Source organism: Helicobacter pylori (genome assembly GCF_015904775.1).
GTDB classification, from domain to species: domain Bacteria; phylum Campylobacterota; class Campylobacteria; order Campylobacterales; family Helicobacteraceae; genus Helicobacter; species Helicobacter pylori_DM.
In genome coordinates this window covers 1-17,267 of sequence record NZ_JADZNC010000008.1, presented here as the reverse complement: position 1 = coordinate 17,267, position 17,267 = coordinate 1, and the positions used below count along the sequence as shown (strand labels likewise).

The 17,267-nt window shown below is 39.8% G+C and carries 14 protein-coding genes and 2 pseudogenes; 3 read left to right on the top strand and 13 right to left on the bottom strand.

Annotation, left to right across the window (positions count from 1 at the left end):
• Positions 1-146: 146 nt before the first annotated feature.
• From I6852_RS05210 to mqnE, 13 genes and pseudogenes are all read right to left on the bottom strand, one after another.
• The gene (locus I6852_RS05210) at positions 147-1,448 is read right to left on the bottom strand and encodes a (Fe-S)-binding protein (protein ID WP_197291922.1); all 1,302 of its coding nucleotides are present in this window, start codon (positions 1,446-1,448) and stop codon (positions 147-149) included.
• Entirely contained in the window at positions 1,445-2,818 is a 1,374-nt protein-coding gene (hemN, locus tag I6852_RS05205; protein ID WP_197291921.1) for an oxygen-independent coproporphyrinogen III oxidase, read from the bottom strand. Before hemN ends, I6852_RS05210 begins: the two co-directional genes overlap by 4 nt.
• A complete protein-coding gene (locus I6852_RS05200) occupies positions 2,818-3,333 on the bottom strand; it encodes a DUF2603 domain-containing protein (protein WP_000413462.1) in 516 nt (171 codons plus the stop codon). Before I6852_RS05200 ends, hemN begins: the two co-directional genes overlap by 1 nt.
• 37 nt (positions 3,334-3,370) lie before the next feature.
• Complete coding sequence (aroC, locus tag I6852_RS05195) at positions 3,371-4,468, bottom strand: chorismate synthase (RefSeq protein WP_197291920.1); 1,098 nt, start codon at positions 4,466-4,468, stop codon at positions 3,371-3,373.
• Positions 4,465-5,184, bottom strand: a complete 720-nt coding sequence (gene rnc, locus I6852_RS05190; RefSeq protein ID WP_187836084.1) for a ribonuclease III — start codon at positions 5,182-5,184, stop codon at positions 4,465-4,467. Before rnc ends, aroC begins: the two co-directional genes overlap by 4 nt.
• Positions 5,141-5,627 (bottom strand): annotated as a pseudogene (gene rnhA / locus I6852_RS05185) (ribonuclease HI). Before rnhA ends, rnc begins: the two are co-directional and overlap by 44 nt.
• 1 nt (position 5,628) lies before the next feature.
• Entirely contained in the window at positions 5,629-6,639 is a 1,011-nt protein-coding gene (locus I6852_RS05180; RefSeq protein WP_041051314.1) for a tetratricopeptide repeat protein, read from the bottom strand.
• A 10-nt stretch (positions 6,640-6,649) separates the two neighbouring features.
• Entirely contained in the window at positions 6,650-7,894 is a 1,245-nt protein-coding gene (locus tag I6852_RS05175) for a SurA N-terminal domain-containing protein (protein ID WP_197291919.1), read from the bottom strand.
• A complete protein-coding gene (gene gatB / locus I6852_RS05170) occupies positions 7,894-9,318 on the bottom strand; it encodes an Asp-tRNA(Asn)/Glu-tRNA(Gln) amidotransferase subunit GatB (RefSeq protein WP_197291918.1) in 1,425 nt (474 codons plus the stop codon). The genes I6852_RS05175 and gatB overlap by 1 nt, the downstream gene beginning before the upstream one ends.
• Entirely contained in the window at positions 9,318-10,616 is a 1,299-nt protein-coding gene (locus tag I6852_RS05165) for a M16 family metallopeptidase (protein ID WP_197291917.1), read from the bottom strand. The genes gatB and I6852_RS05165 overlap by 1 nt, the downstream gene beginning before the upstream one ends.
• Positions 10,617-10,621: 5 nt before the next feature.
• Positions 10,622-11,683, bottom strand: a complete 1,062-nt coding sequence (locus tag I6852_RS05160; protein ID WP_197291916.1) for a dehypoxanthine futalosine cyclase — start codon at positions 11,681-11,683, stop codon at positions 10,622-10,624.
• 1 nt (position 11,684) lies between these two features.
• A complete protein-coding gene (gene bamA, locus I6852_RS05155; protein ID WP_197291915.1) occupies positions 11,685-14,450 on the bottom strand; it encodes an outer membrane protein assembly factor BamA in 2,766 nt (921 codons plus the stop codon).
• A 37-nt stretch (positions 14,451-14,487) separates the two neighbouring features.
• The gene (mqnE, locus tag I6852_RS05150) at positions 14,488-15,570 is read right to left on the bottom strand and encodes an aminofutalosine synthase MqnE (RefSeq protein ID WP_197291914.1); all 1,083 of its coding nucleotides are present in this window, start codon (positions 15,568-15,570) and stop codon (positions 14,488-14,490) included.
• 296 nt (positions 15,571-15,866) lie between these two features.
• Between mqnE and I6852_RS05145 the strand changes: the two genes are divergently transcribed.
• The 3 genes and pseudogenes from I6852_RS05145 to I6852_RS05135 form a co-directional block, all read left to right on the top strand.
• Positions 15,867-16,370, top strand: coding sequence for a ferritin (locus I6852_RS05145; RefSeq protein WP_197291913.1), 504 nt, complete (start codon positions 15,867-15,869; stop codon positions 16,368-16,370).
• A 14-nt stretch (positions 16,371-16,384) separates the two neighbouring features.
• A complete protein-coding gene (gene serB / locus I6852_RS05140; protein ID WP_197291912.1) occupies positions 16,385-17,008 on the top strand; it encodes a phosphoserine phosphatase SerB in 624 nt (207 codons plus the stop codon).
• A 37-nt stretch (positions 17,009-17,045) separates the two neighbouring features.
• Positions 17,046-17,267 (top strand): annotated as a pseudogene (locus I6852_RS05135) (glycosyltransferase family 10 domain-containing protein); the annotation flags it as partial.

Genomic DNA, 17,267 nt, shown 5'->3' with positions numbered 1-17,267 from the left:
GTATTTTGCGATAATACCCCCCCTTAACCCCCTTTAACAACCCCCTAACCCAAGAAGACCGCTTTTTTCAATAAGCTATCGCTTGCTTTTCGCAAGCTCTTTGATATTTTAATTGTTAAAAAATGCCTTTAAGCACTTTTTAACCTCTATTCAGCGCTTTTTAAAGCTTTAGCGATGAGTTCTAAAGGGTGCAAAAATGGCGGGGTGTTAGGGTCATCTAAAGACTTTAAAGCGTTATTTAATTGCATGTGGCATGCCCCACATTCTGCGCTCAAAATTCTAGCTTTGGTGTCTATGATTTCTTTAGCCCTAAGAAGCCCCACTTTTAAAGAAAACTCCGCCTTTTCGGTTTGCATCGTAATCCCCCCAAAACCGCAGCAATTGTCCGGCATTTCTTTAATTTCATAATGCGAATTGAGCAAGTTTCGCACTTCTTTGTGAGCGTTTAGGGTTTTTTTGGCATGGCAAGGGTTATGATAGGTGATAACCTCTTTTTTCCCTTTAGGGATTTTTTCTAAAAGACTTTTTAAAGGGGTGTGTTTCTCTAAAAACACGCTCGCCAGATAGATTTTAGGCGTGATTTTTTCCAAGCGCTTCACATACAAATCCCTATCTGTTTCGCCTAAAAACACCTTGTAATAATCATTGATAAGCATGCTAGTGCATGTGGCTTCAGGCACGATGATCGCATCCACTTTATCTAAATAGCTTTCAAAACATTCTATGTTTTTTTTCACTAAAAAAAGCGTGGTGTCTTTATCGCCGGTAAAATACGCAGGCGCTGCACAGCATTCTTGCTTAGGGATGATCGCTTGAATGTTGAGCTTTTCTAAAATATACAACAAGCTTTCCCCCACTTGCTGGTAATGGTAATTGCTCAAGCACCCTATAAAGATCGCCACTTTTTGAATGGGGTTTTCTAAAGGCTTAACCTCTGTGTGCTTTTGTAAGAAACTTTTTTGATTTAAGGGAGGCAGAGCGCTTTTTTTAAAGCGTTTGAACAAGCCTTTAAACACCGCCCTAGGCTCTAAACTATCCCCTACTTGCTTGAAGATACAAGGGGCTAAAAAATGCGCAGTTGAAAACACTCTATCCATTTTTTTGCGGTTTTTTAAAAGGGAAAAATAGGATTTTTTATACCAAGCGATGCCATGCTTTTGAGCGATTTTTTCTCTGGCTTTTTCTATTAAGGTGTCTATGGGCAAATGAAAAGGGCAAATTTCCACGCAAGCGGTGCATAAAAAACAAGTTTCTAAAAGGTGTTTTAAATTCGTGTCTAATTGGAGCTTGTTTTGAGCGTTTAGGTGCATCAAATCTAAAAAGCCTCTAGGCGAAGTCGCCTCGTCTTTATGAATGCGATATATGGTGCAGCCTGGCACGCATTTAGCACACTTAACGCAAGCGTCCCCTACTTCTTCAAAAATATTTTCATTAACATTTTCATTCATAGCGTTTTACTGAAATGTTTTTCGCCCCCACGCAAATACGCGTCAAACTCCATGGCCATGTTCCTTACGAGCATGCCCCCTGTTTTTGTCATCTCAAAGCCTTTAGAATTGAATGAAAGCAAGCCCGCTTCTTCATAAGGCTTTAATTTTTCTAATTCTTTTTTAAAATGCGCTTTAAAATCAATAGAAAATTTTTCTTCAATCTTAGAGTAATCCAATTTTAAATTACTCATCATCTGCATGATGACTTCCTTTCTCAACACATCTTCTTTGGTGAGCGATACGCCTCTTTCTACCGGTAAATGCCCCAAATCAAGGGCTTTTTCATACTGGTGCAAATCTTTATAATTTTGCGTGTAATAATCGCCCCCTTCGCCAATGCTTGTAACGCCAATGCCAATGGTTTGGGTGAATTTTTTCGTGGTATAGCCTTGAAAATTACGGCGTAACTCCGCTTTTTGAAGGGCCAGATACAATTCATTATCGCTTTTAGCGAAATGATCCATGCCTATCATTTGGTAGTTGGCTTTTTCTAAAAAACTAATGAGAGCTTCTAAAATCTCTAGCTTGTCTCTAGGGCTTGGCAATAAGGTTTCATCAATTTTACGCATCGTTTTTTTCACCCAAGGCACATGCGCGTAATTAAACACCGCTAATCGGTCTGGATCTAATTTCAAAACCCATTCCAAAGTTTTTAAAAAACTCTCTTTAGTCTGGTTGGGTAAGCCATAAATCAAATCAAAATTAATGGATTTGATGCCGTAATCTCTAGCGAGCTTCACGGATTCTTGAACCATTTCAAAAGGCTGGATCCGGTGAATGGCTTTTTGGACTTCAAAATCAAAATCCTGCACCCCAAAACTCAAGCGGTTAAACCCCCTATCAAACAAGGTTTGCATGTGATCTTTAGTGAAATGCCTAGGATCAATCTCACAACTCATTTCAATATCTTGACTGAAATTGGGGAAAACTTCTTGAATGCTTTGCGTGATCTCATCTAATTGAATGGGCGAAAAAAAGGTCGGCGTGCCACCTCCATAGTGGAATTGCGCCACTTCTCTGTTGGTATCCATGGCGTTTTTTAAAAGAGCGAGTTCTTTTTTAAGGTAGCTGATATAGCGGACTTTTTTCTCTTCTAAGCTGGTGTAAATGACTGAACAAGCGCAAAAATAACACGCACTCCTGCAAAAGGGCAAATGCGTATAAAGCGATAAAGGCATGGGGTTTTTGAGGTTGTCATGGTTAAAAAATGCTGTTTTCAAGCTCTCTTCATTAAAATTTTCTTTAAACTCCACCGCTGTGGGGTAGCTGGTGTATCGTGGGCCGGGCTTGGAGTATTGTGAAAATTTTTCAAAATCAATGGTTTGCATTAAAAATTTTCCTCATCGCTATTGTCAAAATTTTCAAAATTATTCTCATTGAAAGGGGGTTGTTTGAACATGTTGTCAAAATTAAAGAATAAATTAGGGTGTTCTTTTTTGATTTGTTTGACAAAGTTTAAGGTGTTGATATTGGGCAAATTCCCGTCTTTTTGGCGTAAATTTTCTAACAATTGCAAAGAAACTTCGCGCACGTCTTCAAAATCAATCGGCGCTTGGGTGATAATATCCCTTTCTAATTCCGCCCTAAGCCTGGCTTCAAAAGCCTTTCTGGCGTTTTCTGCCAAAAGAGAGATCACATTATCTGGCACTAAAACGTAATTTTTATCTTCTTCATCAGAAATAAAATAGGCTTCATTTTTTTTAAACGCCCCTTTTTCTAACTCTAAAAGCATTTCATTAGCGCTGATTTTTTTGAGAAAGGCTCTGTTTTTTTGGGTGGTTAGGCTATGGATAAGTTTTTGTGATTTGGTTTTAGAAACTCGTTTTTTAGGTAATTTTTCCACTTTATATCCTTTTTAAGCTGATTGTATCCAATTTCGTTTAATTCTCATTATAAATCGTTTTTAAATACTCTATTTTTGAAGTCAAATTGAGTAATACCATATCGGCTAACACCAATGAAAGCAAACTCTCGCACACCACGCTCCCTCTAATCGCAATGCAAGGATCATGCCTGCCCTTTAACAAGCATTCGCATTCGTTATTATTAATATCTATGGTTTGTTGAGGTTGGAAAATGCTTGGCGTGGGTTTGAAATGCACCTTAACAATGATTTCTTCCCCATTGCTCATGCCCCCTAAAACCCCTCCGCTATGATTGCTCAAAAACCCTTTTTGATTCATTAAATCGTTATACTCTGAGCCTTTTAGTAAAGAGCTTTCTACCCCCTTGCCTATTTCAACCGCTTTCACCCCGTTAAGCCCCATCATCGCTTCAGCGATTTTAGCGTCCAATTTAGCGTATAGCCCTTGACCTAAGCCAATGGGGAGTTTTTGATTAGTTTTTGCGCTCCTTGCCCTGATCAAAGCCACGCCCCCTATGCTATCGTGGTTTTTGATAGCGTTTTGAATGGCTGTTTTTTGCACTTCTTCTTGTTCTTTGTCTAGGGCAAAAATCTCGCTTTTTAAAGCGTGATTAAAATCATAATTTTTGGCTTTAATGCCCCCAATTTTAATAATCCCGCTTTCACAAACAATACCAATTTCTCTTAAAAGCATTTTAGCAAACGCCCCAGCAGCCACTCTTATAGCGCTCTCTCTGGCCGAACTCCTCCCCCCACCTCTAAAATCCCTAATGCCGTATTTATGAAAATAAGTGAAATCCGCATGGCTAGGCCTGAAAAGGTTTTTAATATTATCGTAATCCTTGCTCCTAGCCCTTTGGTTGTGGATTAAAAACCCTATGGGTGTGCCTGTGCTAAAACCTTCAAAAACCCCGCTTGTTATTTCCACTTTATCGTCTTCTTTTCGTGGTGTAATGAAAACATTCCTCCCCCCTTGACGGCGCTTCATTTCATTTTCTAATAAGTCATAGTCTATTTTAATCCCGCTAGGCATGCCGTCTAATACCCCCCCTATGATGTTCCCATGCGATTCCCCAAAGGTCGTGAGCCTTAAAAAATGCCCCAAAGTGTTCATTTGGCTTCCTTAAGTTTTTGAAGCGCTTGATAAGCGCATTGCTGTTCGGCTTCTTTTTTGCTTTTGCCTTTAGCGGTCGCATACATTTTATCTTGAATGTATAGAGCCATTTCAAATTCTTTATGGTGATCGGGGCCTTTTTCTTGGAGTAATTGGTAAGTGGGGATCACGCAAAATTGCGCTTGGGTCAATTCCTGTAAAGCGGTTTTATAATCCATAAACAAATGTTCCAAATCCAAACGCTTGTAAGCGCGATTGAGTAAATTTTGCATGATTTTGCACACCTTAGCTAACCCCGCTTCTAAATACACCCCGGCCATTAAAGCCTCAAAAGCGCTTGATAAAATAGAGGGTTTTTCCCTCCCCTTAGAAATTTCTTCAGAAGAAGAGACGCGCAAATAATCTTGTAAAGCAATCGCTTTCGCTAATTTCGTAAAACCATGCGCGCTCACAATAGAAGCCCTTAATTTAGAGAGTTTGCCCTCATCGTATTGATAGAATTTATGGTATAGCAACTCCCCTATCACCAAGCCCAACACTGCATCGCCCAAAAATTCCAAGCGCTCATTGTTTAAAGCGAGCTTGCATGATTTATGCGTTAAGGCTTGCTCCAATAAACGCTTGTCTTTAAAAGAATACCCTAAAGCTTTTTCTAGCGTTGTATAAGGGTTATTAGGCGTTACATAAGGGCTGTTTTGAGAGCGTTTGTTTTTCATCATGTTTCCCTTTAAGTGGTCGTTTTGACCCGTTTTTGCGCCTCTAATTTAGCGAGGCTATCGCATCGTTCGTTCTCGGCATGCCCGTTATGCCCCTTGATCCACACCGCCATAATAGAATGCCCTTTAGAGACTTTTAAAAATTCTTTCCATAGATCCACATTTTTAACTTTAGAAAAATTCTTTTTTTGCCAGTTAGCTAACCACACATTGATCGCTTGGCACACGTATTGCGAATCGCTATAAAGCGTGATATGGCATGGGCGTTTCAAAACTTTTAACGCCTCATTGAGCGCTCTTAATTCCATGCGGTTATTCGTGGTGAAATGTTCGCCCCCACTGATGATTTTTTCTTTATCTTTATAGCGTAAAATCGCCGCATACCCACCTGGCCCGGGATTGCCTAAAGAAGAGCCATCGCAAAAAATTTCAATTTCTTGCATCTTAATCCACTCCCATAGCATGCGTTTCTTTAGAGATTTTAAGCACCATATCCATAAACGCTAACTGGTAACACACAGGACACCTATGGCTTTCAAAAGGAAAGATTTGTTTGCAATGCTTGCAGCGGTATTCAAAAGTCAGACGCGCTTTCATAGGGCTATGCAATAGAGCGCGTAAAACTTCTAATTCAAAAACTTGGCAAGGTTTGTTATCCAAAAGCAGCCCTTGAGATCGCGCGATGTCTTGCAAAAGGGCATGTTTTTCTAAAATAAAAGCAGGGATATTCATATCCCATAAAAGATCGATCACATTTTCTAGCCGTTTGGTGGCATCAATTTCTTGCCAAAAAAGCTTTTCATCATGCGATTTTAAGTGATTTAAAGCGATTTTTTTCAAATCTAACGACGCTTTTGAAACATGCAAGATTTTAGCCGCCTCTTCCTTATTCTCTATTAAATGCATTAAATAGAGGTAATTTTTAATCGTTTCAATTTCAGGCACTTCTAATTCTTCCAAACATTCCAGAGTCTCTAAAGCCTTTGAATAATCTTTTTCTAATTCATACGCATGCAAAAGTTTCAACAACGCTCCCACATTCCTTGGGGAAAAGCGCAAAATTTCTTTCACGGTGTCTTTTGTTTTTTGCAAATACCCCACACTAAAATAATTTTCAGCTAATAAATCTAAAACAGCGATTTTTTCTTCATCTTTTAGGGGGCGATTCAAAAGCCCTTTTAAGATTTCAATACTCATTTCTATGTCAGCGATTTTAGAATACGCCCTGGCTAAAAACATCAAACTGGAAATTTTGGCATGCTTTAAAAGTTCGTCTAAATTCTCACTGCTCGCGTAAGCGTTTTGATTTTGGGCGAATTTTTGTAAAAATTTTTTGTTTCTCTTTCGGGTGAAATACGCCCTAGCCTGTTCTAATAGAATGACAAGAGCGATAATGAAAGTGAATAAAGCGATAGAAAATAAAGAATCTTTATAGAGGAAATTGAAGTGTTGCACAATCTAAAAATCACTCTCTGATCATCACAATCCTAGACTTAACGCGCAATTTTTCAAAATGCTCTTCTAAAATCTTATCTTTAGATTCTTCCACTAATTTTTGGGCGATGAATTGCTTGGCCTGGCTGAAACTCACTTCATTTTTACCCTTTTTTTCCTTGATATAAAAGGTGATAAACTGCCCCCCACCCCCATTCATAACGGGCGTAAAAGAGCCTTGCTCATGCGAAATAAAGACTTGAGCGATTTGGGGGTTTAGGGTTTTCATCTCTATTTTTTCATTAGCCTTACTCACCCCTGGAATTTCCAAATTAGGGTCTGCCATAGCCCTTTCTAAATCTTCTTGATTGGTGGAAGTGTAGCGCACGGTTTCTATTTCTGTGGGGATACTGAATTGCTCCTTGTGTTTGTTGTAATACTCGCGCATTTTGGTTTCAGAGCTGGTATCCACATTGGTGAGTAAGATATTACGCAACAATTCTTGCATTTCTAAATGCTCCTTAAGCTGATCTCTATAGAGTTTATAATGCCCCTCAGCCATAAGCATTTGTTTGAAATGATCCAAATCCATGCCTTGCTGTTGCGCCATCATCGCCATTTCTTGGTCTAGTTTGTCATCATCTACATGGATTTTTAAGCGCTCAATTTCTTGGTTTTTAATGCGTTCTGCGATCAAACGATCCCTGGCTTGAGCTTTGCTCACTTTAGATTTTTCTTGCTCTTCTTGGATTTGATACAGCGTGATAGGCGAACCATTAACGAGCAATGAAATGCCCCCTACGACCTTATCTTCAAGGGTGTTGTTGGTAGCGTTATTAGGATTACCAAAAATGGAATTGAATTGAGAGCTAGGGCTTGTCCCCTTATTTTTTTCAAGAGTTTGAGAGGTTGTCTCTTTTTCTTCAAGTTTTGGCGCATTATTTTGAACGCCTTGATTTTGCGTGCCTTGATTTTGAACCCCTTTAGCGCCCTCTTTGATTTTAGAAGGCGTTATTTTTTGAGTGGGATTTTTGGAATCCCCATGATGGACTTCTGCTCTGGGCTTTCTTTTGGCTTTTATTTCTTTCTTTTCTTCGGCGTTTTTCTTTTCTTCTTTATTTTTCAGTTCTTTATTCTTTAACTCTTGGCGGATTTTTTTATCCAAAGAAGATTCTCGTTTCTTCCCTTCTAAGGCTTCTACTTTAGATTCCGGCTCTGCATAAACGATCCCAATAAACAACAAAGCCTTTAAAACATAAGAAAAAATTTTCCTCATCAACCCAATTTCTCTTTCAAAATAGCATTCACCACGCTAGGATTAGCGCCTTTTAAATTTTTCATCGCTTGCCCTACAAAAAACCCAAAAAGCTTGTCCTTACCGCTTTTGTATTCAAGCACCTTATTAGCGTTGTTTTTTAACACTTCTTCTACCACTTTAACAATCGCTTCTGTGTCATTGACTTGAGATAGGCCCATTTGCTCAATGAGTGCATCCACATCGCCCCCATGCTCTTCTAAAAGCTTGTCTAACACGTCTTTAGCGCTCTTACCTGAAATCTTGCCCTCATCAATGCGTTTGGCTAAAGCGCCTAACATGTGAGCGCTAACTCCGCAATTTTCTAAAGTGATTTCGGCTTTCAAGCGCCCTAATAATTCCACGCAAAGCCATGTTACGCTCGTTTTAGCCTTAACCCCAAGATGGAGCATGCTTTCAAAATACTCCGCCAATAAAGGATCGCTCACCAATAAATTCGCATCGTCTTCTTTAAGGTTAAAATCTTTCATGTAGCGGATTTTTTTCGCACCCGGCAATTCATTGATCTTTTGAGCTTCTTTTAAAAGTTTTTCATCAATAAAAACAGGATACAAATCTGGATCTTTAAAATAGCGGTAATCCGCTGATTCTTCTTTATTGCGCATAGAAAGGGTGATCCCTTTGGCGGTGTCAAAAAGGCGCGTTTCTTGAACCACCTCTTCATTATAGCGCCCGTTCTCCCACGCCGCGCTTTGGCGCTCTATTTCGTATTCAATCGCTTTAGCGATGAATCTAAAGCTATTTAAGTTTTTGATTTCCACCCTCGTGTAAAGCTTTTCATCGCCTTTGGGCCTGATGGACACGTTCGCATCGCACCTGAAATTCCCCTCTTGCATGTTTGCATCAGAAATCCCTATAAAACGCACGATAGCATGGAGCTTTTTCAAATACGCTATGGCTTCTTCACTATTTCGCATGTCCGGCTTGCTGACAATTTCTAATAAGGGGGTGCAAGCGCGGTTCAAATCCACTAAAGAATAACTGCCCTCATGGATATTTTTACCGGCGTCTTCTTCCATGTGGGCTCTTTCAATACGCACGATTTTCGCGCCCTCTTTAGCGTCAATCTCTAATTTCCCATCGCTCACAATGGGGACTTCAAACTGCGAGATTTGATAAGCCTTAGGCAAATCAGGGTAAAAATAATTTTTCCTCGCAAAAAGGGAATATTGGTTGATATTGGCTTCAATGGCTGTGCCTAATTGGATGGCTTTTTTAACCACTTCTTTATTCAATACCGGTAAAGCTCCCGGTAAACCCAAACACACAGGGCAGGTGTTAGAATTGGGGGTTTCTCCAAAGCTTGTAGAGCAAGAGCAAAAGATTTTGGTTTTGGTGTTGAGTTGGACATGGACTTCTAGCCCGATTACAGCTTCAAATGGCATCATTTGTCCTTCTTTTTATTGCTCACAATGGCAAAAGTCAAGTCGTTGATTTCGGTGTGCGCTTTAATGAAGTCATTGATCTCTTTCAAACTCATTTTTTGGATTTGATCCAAGAGCGTTTGGTTGAAATTTAAAGGCAAACCTAAATAAAAATAATTGTAAGTGGTGTTCAAGCGGCTTGAGATCGTTTCATTCCTTAAAGGCTCAGAGCCTAGTAAAAACTTTTTAGCGTCGTCTAATTCTTGTTGCGTCATGCCTTTTTCTATAAATTCTTTGACTATTTTTTTAACTAAGGCAACGCTTTTAGCTTGAGTGCTGAGCTTGGTTTGCAAATACCCGCTTGCAAAATGCGCCACTTTAGAAAAATTGGAGCGGATATACACGCTATAAGCCAAGCCCTCTTGAACCCTGATTTTTTCCATCAAACGAGAGCCAAACCCTCCCCCAAGCACAAACATCATGACTTTAGATTTCGCTAAATCCTGTTTCAAATCCTTGATTTTAAAGGGCGCGCCAAAATACACGAAAGCCTGTTCAGTGTCTTTATAGAGGATTTTTTCGCTCTTTTGATGGCTCGTTTCAAAATAAGGCTCTTCATACGCTTTACCTTGAGGCAAGAAATTAAGAGCGTTATCTAAACGCTTAAGGGTTTGATTGATTTTCAAATCGCCCCCAAGCACCACCACGAGTTTATTGAGTTCAAAAACCTTAGCAAATTGCTGTTTCAAATCGTCTAGCTTGATTTTTTGAAGACTCTCTTTAGTGCCTAAGGCTGCGTTAGCTAAAGGGGTGTTAGCAAAAAGTTCTTGTTTTAAAGTCAATTTAGCCAAATAATCAAAATCGCTTTCTTTTTGCAAAAGTGCGGCCAACATTCTGGTTTTGACTTTTTCTAAAGCGCTTTGCGTGAAATTGGGGGATTTTAAAAGCTCTTTTAAGCGCATGATGGCTTCATCTTCGTATTCTTTTAAAAATTCTAAAGTGATTTGCAAATCTTCTGCGCTGGTATCCACATTCAAACTGATCGCTTTTTGCTCTAAAAGTTGCGCAAACCCCACCGCGCCAAGCTCTTTAGTGCCTTCGTTCAAAACTTGCGCGAACAATTTCGCTAAACCTAACTGGTTTTTATCGCTCAAGCTCCCACCCCCCCTAAAGGCTAAATGGATAAACCCCATGGGTAACAAATGGTTTTCTTCATAAATCACAGGGACTTTAGCTTGATTGATTTCTTGGTGTGTCAAAGCGCTCGCTTGTAACCCCATAAAAACTCCTAATAATAAAGTGATTAAAATTTTTTTCATGCTCTTTATACCTTTGCTTTAGCCGGATAACGCTTTAAGATTTCATAAGCGGTGTTTCGCTTAGCCGCCACGCTCCCAATGTCTTCAATAAGCTCTATCATTTCCGCTTCATTCATGCAAAAACTCGTCCCGGCCGCTTTCACTACATTTTCTTCCATCATCACGCTCCCTAAATCATTCGCTCCAAACAATAAGGCTAACTGCCCTATCATAGAGCCTTGAGTAACCCATGAGCTTTGGATGTTTTGAACATTATCCAAAAAAATCCTACTGCATGCCAAATAGCGTAAATACCGATTGGAACTCGCCTTTTTAATGCTAGGGATTTCTTCTTTTAAAGGGGTGTTGTTGGGCTGAAAGCTCCATAAAATAAAAGCCCTAAAGCCACCGGTTTCATCTTGCAGATCGCGCACCCTTTGTAAATGCTCTATTACATCTTCTTCATTATCCACGCTCCCAAACATCATGGTAGCCGTGCTTTTAATCCCGCAAAGGTGTGCCATTCTATGCACTTCAATCCAGCGATCGCTACTCAATTTTTTAGGAGCGATCACATCGCGCACCCTATCGCTTAATATTTCTGCTCCCGCTCCTGGAATGGAGCTTAAACCGGCGTTTTTCAACCTTTCTAAAACTTCTTTTAAAGACAATTTAGAGATTTTAGAAATGTAATCAATTTCAACTGCGCTAAAACCATGAATGGTAATGGTGGGGAATTTTTGAGCGATATGGCTGACTAAATTTTCATAATAGTCTATTTTAAGCTGCGGGTGCACCCCCCCTTGAAAAAGGATCTGCGTGCCGCCAATGGCGAGTAATTCTTCAATCTTTTGATCAATTTCTTCATAGCTCAACACATAGGCGTCTTTTTCTTTTAGGGTGCGTTTGAAGGCGCAAAACTTGCAATCCACAAAACAAATATTGGTGTAATTGATATTCCTATCCACAATAAAAGTCGTCAAGTTTTCAGGGTGCAAGCGTTGCTTGATTTCTAAAGCCTTTTGCCCTAATTCTTTCAAGGGCGCGTTTTTCATTAAATCTAAAATTTCTTCTCTGTTAATGCGCATTTTAAAACCTTGTTCCCATAGAAAATTCAAAGTGTTGCGTGTAATCGTCCATGTTAGGGTTGAAGCATAGCCCTTTACATTTCTTGCCATTGCCATCGCCCCATTGGTTGAAAAACGCTATAGGGAATATGAGCACCAAAGGCCCCATGGGCGAAATCCATTCAATCTGCAAGCCTGTAGAAGCCCTCCAAGTCGCTCTTTCAAACCCAGCCCCTATAACGCCATAATCTTTAAAATTCGCTGTTGTGAAGGGAGCGTTATAGAAGAAGCTCCCCCTAGTTGGGGTTTTAAAGGTTAAGAAACCAAAGTCAAAAAACCACGCTAAACGCATTTTAGCCGCTTTTAACACCCCATAGCTCAATTCTGTAGAAGCGGTGAAGATCCCATCGCCTCCAAGCCACAAGCCAAATTCGTCTTTAGGCGTAACCGATCCGTTCCTAAAGCCTCTCACCGTGGTTACGCCCCCCATGTAGAAGGTGGAGTTTAAGGGCAAGTAATCATCGGTGTTATACCTAAAGATATAGCCTCCTTGCGTTTTGAAGCGAGCGATCAAATCTATCAATAAATATTTTTGCAAATGGTGGTAAGCGGCGAATTTACCATAAACTTTAGTGTTACGGACATTCCCGCCTAACCCGTTCCAAGAATTGAGCGTGCCAGAGCTTGGCAAGCCAGACATCGTCGCATAGGAGCTAAAGATAACCCCATTTCTAGGGAAATAATAATCATCGGTGTTGTCATAGCTCACATCAAGGGTGAAAGAGCTGGTGATAGGCGTATGGTAATCCCTATCCCAAATCCCTTTTATTTCTGGTGAAGTGGTGATCGCTCCAGGACTAGAACAGCTTTCAGGTTGTAAGGGGGTTTTACCGCCTGATAAGCGGTTGATAATCACCGATGCGGGGGTAGAGCATTGCCTTGGAGCGACCACTTCATTAACAGAGGAATAGTAGCGGTTGTATAAAGGGCTGCTGAAACCAAGGAGTTTGGTAACATTCAAGTTATACCCTAAGCTCACATGGGTTCTGTTACCTAGCATGCGCCCGACATTCACCCCAAAGCCCCCGCCTTGTTGGATGTATTGGTAGCTTATCCTGTAATCCGCATAAAGATTGATCGTAGAGCTATACCAGCTGTCAAAAATCCTTGGATTAGTCAAGCTCAAATTCCCAGCAAACATACGCCCCGCTCCTCTTGGCATGCCCGGATAAGATCTGCCCCCCCCTGTAGCGATGTTAGCATACAAGCTCATGCTTTGCCCGGTCCCAAAAAGGTTTCTTTCGCTCACGCTCCCATTAAGCATAAGCCCTCCATAAGAGCCATAGCCTAACCCAAATTGCAACTGCCCGGTGCGCCCCTCTTCTACGCTCACTAACAAATCCATAAGCGAGCTATTCACCCTTTTTTCTTCAATTTTGACTTTAGAGAAGAATCCTAAACGCCTTAAAGAATTTTCAGAATTTCTCAGTTTGGTCAAGTTGTATTTATCTTTAGGCCCTAGTAACAATTCCCTCCTAATGATCCTATCGCTCGTGCGTTGGTTCCCTGAAATGATGACATCATTGATATGCACCATATCGCCCACTTCAATACGATAAATGACTTTCACAAGCCCGTTTTTTTCATCTTTATCCAAGTCTGGCTTCACCACCGCAAACGCATAGCCCTTATCAGCGATTTCGGTTTTTAAAATTTGCGCATCCGCTCTTAAATGCTCAATATTAAAGACATCTTTCCTTTTAACTTTAAGCGCTTTTTCTAAGGTTTTTAAGGGGACTACCGGGTTGTCAATCTCTATTAAAATATCTGAAATCCTGTATTGGATCCCCTCTTTGACCTTATAATGGAGCTTAGCGTCATGGGTGGAAAAATCCGTTTTCAAAAAAGGCGAAGAAATATGAGCGTCTAAGTAACCCCTACGCATGTACACATCTTGGATACGCAAAGAATCGTATTCTAATTGATCTAAGCGCAATTTCCCGTCATTCAAGCCCCACATCCAGCCCATGAAATCGCGCTGCTTGTTCGCGCTCAAAGATTCAATCACACGGCGTTTTAATTTATCGCTTCCCTCATAAATGGATTGTTTGATATAAATACTATCCCCCCTATTCACATCAAATACGATCAATAACGCGCCCTCACTGACCTTTTCTGTGCGTACCTCCACCACGCTCCCATAATAGCCCTGCCCCTCTAAAGCCGTTTTTAAAGCCGTTTTAGCATGCTCTAATTTTTGCTCATCAAAGGTGTCGCCCTTTTTGATCCCCATTTGGGATTTTAAGCCGTCTTTTTCCTTTTCAGTCCCATAACCCTTGATTTCTACCCCGGCAATCCTGGCTTTTTCATCAAAATGAAACTCTAATATGCCGCCTTCAAAAGTGGCATAAACGTCTTTAAAATACCCTTGATTGAACAAAGCCAAAACAGCGGTGTCTATTTTTTTAGAATCCACAATATCGCCCACACGAATCTTTACAATCTCATTAGCGAGCATGTCAGACATGTAAGAAAGCCCGACATAAGAAATGGACTTGACTTTCATTTCTTTAGGCGTTTGACTTGATTGGGGGGTTTCTTTTTGAGCTTCATTTCTTTGAACTTCTTGAGAGGCTTCTTTTGGTGGAGTCAAATCGTTTGGTTTAGAGCCGTCATTTTCTAAAGCTTCAACGCTGGTATTCATACATGCGAAAACAAGAGAAGATAGAATAAATTTTTTAATACTGATTTCCTTAATAGATTTTAGCTTGAGTGTTGTTAGTAGCATTATTATAACTAATCATTCTTAAAAACGCTAAAAATTATTAAAATTTCTGTATAAAATTATACAAACTATCCCTTTCTACCGCAACAAAACCAGCGTCCTTGATTTTAAATACCAAATCTTCTTTTTCTAAACCATGCCGGCTCTTCGCACCAGCCGCGCTTTGAATGCTCTCTATTTCTATCGTGCCGTCTAAATCGTTAGCGCCAAATTCTTGAGCCACTAAAGCCAAATTCAAGCCCAAAGTCGCCCAATAAGCTTTAATGTGGGGGATATTGTTTAAAAGAATGCGAGATATGGCGATGGTTTTTAAGATTTCTATCGCACTAGGGGATTTTTCCACTTTCAAATAATTGTTTTCTTTTTGATACAACAAGGGGATAAAAGCGTTAAAGCCCCCTTCTTTATTTTCTACTTGATTTTTAGGGCTTTGGATTTTTTTGATTCTCAGCATGTGATCGATGCGATGGATTTTATTTTCAATATGCCCAAAAAGCATGGTAGCGTTACTCATTTTTCCTAATTTGTGCCAATAAGCATGGATTTCTAACCACCGAGAAGATCCCACCTTACCATTACAGATTTTACGCCTAACTTCTTCATCAAAAATCTCTGCCCCTCCGCCAGGCATGGAATCCACCCCGGCTTTGAGCATGTCTTCTAGCACCAATTCAAAAGGTTTGTTGAATTTGGTGCTTAAAAAATGCACTTCTGCAGCGGTCATGGCCTTTAAATGCAAGTTAGGCATTTCTTGTTTGATGGTTTCAAACACCTTTAAATACCACTCATAGGAGTAATTAGGGTTATGAGCGCTCACGATATGGACTTCTTTAATCCCCTTATTGTAGGAGTTTTTAATCTTTTCTAGGATTTCTTCTAAGCTCATTTCATAAGGGTTAGGGTTTTTTCTGTGGGCTGAAAAGGCGCAAAATTTGCAAGCGTCCGCGCAAATATTACTGGGGTTTAAATGCCTATTGACATTAAAATACACGATTTTTTGGTGCATGTTTTGGCGCATGTGATCCGCTACTTCCCCTAGCGTGTATAAATCATAATCATAAAGCTTCACTAATTCTTTACTTTCAGTAACTTGATTGTCTAATACTTTTTCTAAAAAGTCCATGGTTAAATCGCCTTTCATTTTAAAGATAAACATTGTAGCATTTTTAGATTGAAGAATGCTTTTTATATATTATATAAAAATATCCCTTTTTAACCCCCTATTGATGCCAACCCCTTTTTTTACCTAATTCTCATTAAAAGCACTTTTATGATAAAATCTAAGCTGTATCAAGCCATTAGCTGGCGTTCTTTCTCATTTTTTGCAAGTTTTTAAAAATTTTCATACTCTTGTTTACTTTTTCATTATCATTTATGCTATAATTATGGGACAACTTAAACCAACACAAAGGAGATACTATGTTATCAAAAGACATCATTAAGTTGCTAAACGAACAAGTGAATAAGGAAATGAACTCTTCCAACTTGTATATGAGCATGAGTTCTTGGTGCTATACCCATAGCTTAGATGGCTCGGGGCTTTTCTTGTTTGATCATGCGGCTGAAGAATACGAGCATGCCAAAAAGCTTATCGTTTTCTTGAATGAAAACAATGTGCCTGTGCAATTGACTAGCATCAGCGCGCCTGAGCATAAGTTTGAAGGTTTGACTCAAATTTTCCAAAAAGCCTATGAACATGAGCAACACATCAGCGAGTCTATTAATAATATCGTTGATCACGCCATAAAAGGCAAAGATCATGCGACTTTCAACTTCTTGCAATGGTATGTGTCTGAACAGCATGAGGAAGAAGTGCTTTTCAAGGATATTTTGGATAAAATTGAGTTGATTGGTAATCAAAACCATGGCTTGTATTTGGCTGATCAATATATCAAAGGGATCGCTAAAAGCAGGAAATCTTAATTTTAGGGTATTGGGTGCAAAAACTAGCCGTTTTTGATTTTGACTCCACGCTAGTCAATGCTGAGACGATTGAGTCTTTAGCGAGGGCGTGGGGGGTGTTTGATGAAGTGGAAACAATCACTTTGAAGGCTATGAATGGCGAGACAGATTTTCATAAAAGTCTTATTTTAAGGGTTTCTAAACTCAAAAACATGCCCTTAAAACTAGCCAAAGAAGTTTGTGAAAGTCTGCCTTTATTTGAGGGGGCGTTTGAACTCATTAGCACCTTAAAAGAGAAAAATTACAAGGTGGTTTGCTTTAGTGGGGGCTTTGATCTAGCGACCAATCATTACAGGGATTTATTAAATTTAGATGCGGCTTTCAGTAACACGCTCATAGTGGAAAATAACACCTTAAACGGCTTGGTTACCGGGCATATGATGTTTTCACACTCTAAAGGCGAAATGCTCCTTTCCTTACAACGCTTGTTGAATATCAGTAAAACGCACACTTTGGTCGTGGGCGATGGAGCGAATGACTTGAGCATGTTCAAACATGCCCATATTAAAATCGCTTTCAACGCTAAAGAGGTTTTAAAACAGCACGCCACGCATTGCATCAATGAGCCTGATTTAGCCCTAATCAAGCCTTTGATTTAAAAGATTTTTTGGTAAAATACTCCTTTAAAGGATAAGAATGTTTCAACCCCTATTAGACGCTTACACAGACAGCACCCATTTAGATGAAACAACCCATAAGCCCCCATTAAATATAGCCCTAGCCAATTGGTGGCCCTTAAAGAATAGCGAAAAAAAAGGATTTAGAGACTTCATTTTGCATGTCATCCTAAAACAACGCTATAAAATCATTCTCCACCAAAACCCCAACGAATTTTCAGATCTCGTCTTTGGCAGTCCT

Excerpts from the sequence above, each read along its gene's own strand:
- I6852_RS05210 (WP_197291922.1), bottom strand. The coding sequence starts at position 1,448 with ATGAATGAAAATGTTAATGAAAATATTTTTGAAGAAGTAGGGGACGCT.
- hemN (WP_197291921.1), bottom strand. The coding sequence starts at position 2,818 with ATGCAAACCATTGATTTTGAAAAATTTTCACAATACTCCAAGCCCGGC.
- aroC (WP_197291920.1), bottom strand. The coding sequence starts at position 4,468 with ATGAACACTTTGGGGCATTTTTTAAGGCTCACGACCTTTGGGGAATCG.
- rnc (WP_187836084.1), bottom strand. The coding sequence starts at position 5,184 with ATGAAAAACAAACGCTCTCAAAACAGCCCTTATGTAACGCCTAATAAC.
- I6852_RS05175 (WP_197291919.1), bottom strand. The coding sequence starts at position 7,894 with ATGAGGAAAATTTTTTCTTATGTTTTAAAGGCTTTGTTGTTTATTGGG.
- gatB (WP_197291918.1), bottom strand. The coding sequence starts at position 9,318 with ATGCCATTTGAAGCTGTAATCGGGCTAGAAGTCCATGTCCAACTCAAC.
- I6852_RS05165 (WP_197291917.1), bottom strand. The coding sequence starts at position 10,616 with ATGAAAAAAATTTTAATCACTTTATTATTAGGAGTTTTTATGGGGTTA.
- I6852_RS05160 (WP_197291916.1), bottom strand. The coding sequence starts at position 11,683 with ATGCGCATTAACAGAGAAGAAATTTTAGATTTAATGAAAAACGCGCCC.
- bamA (WP_197291915.1), bottom strand. The coding sequence starts at position 14,450 with ATGCTACTAACAACACTCAAGCTAAAATCTATTAAGGAAATCAGTATT.
- mqnE (WP_197291914.1), bottom strand. The coding sequence starts at position 15,570 with ATGGACTTTTTAGAAAAAGTATTAGACAATCAAGTTACTGAAAGTAAA.
- I6852_RS05145 (WP_197291913.1), top strand. The coding sequence starts at position 15,867 with ATGTTATCAAAAGACATCATTAAGTTGCTAAACGAACAAGTGAATAAG.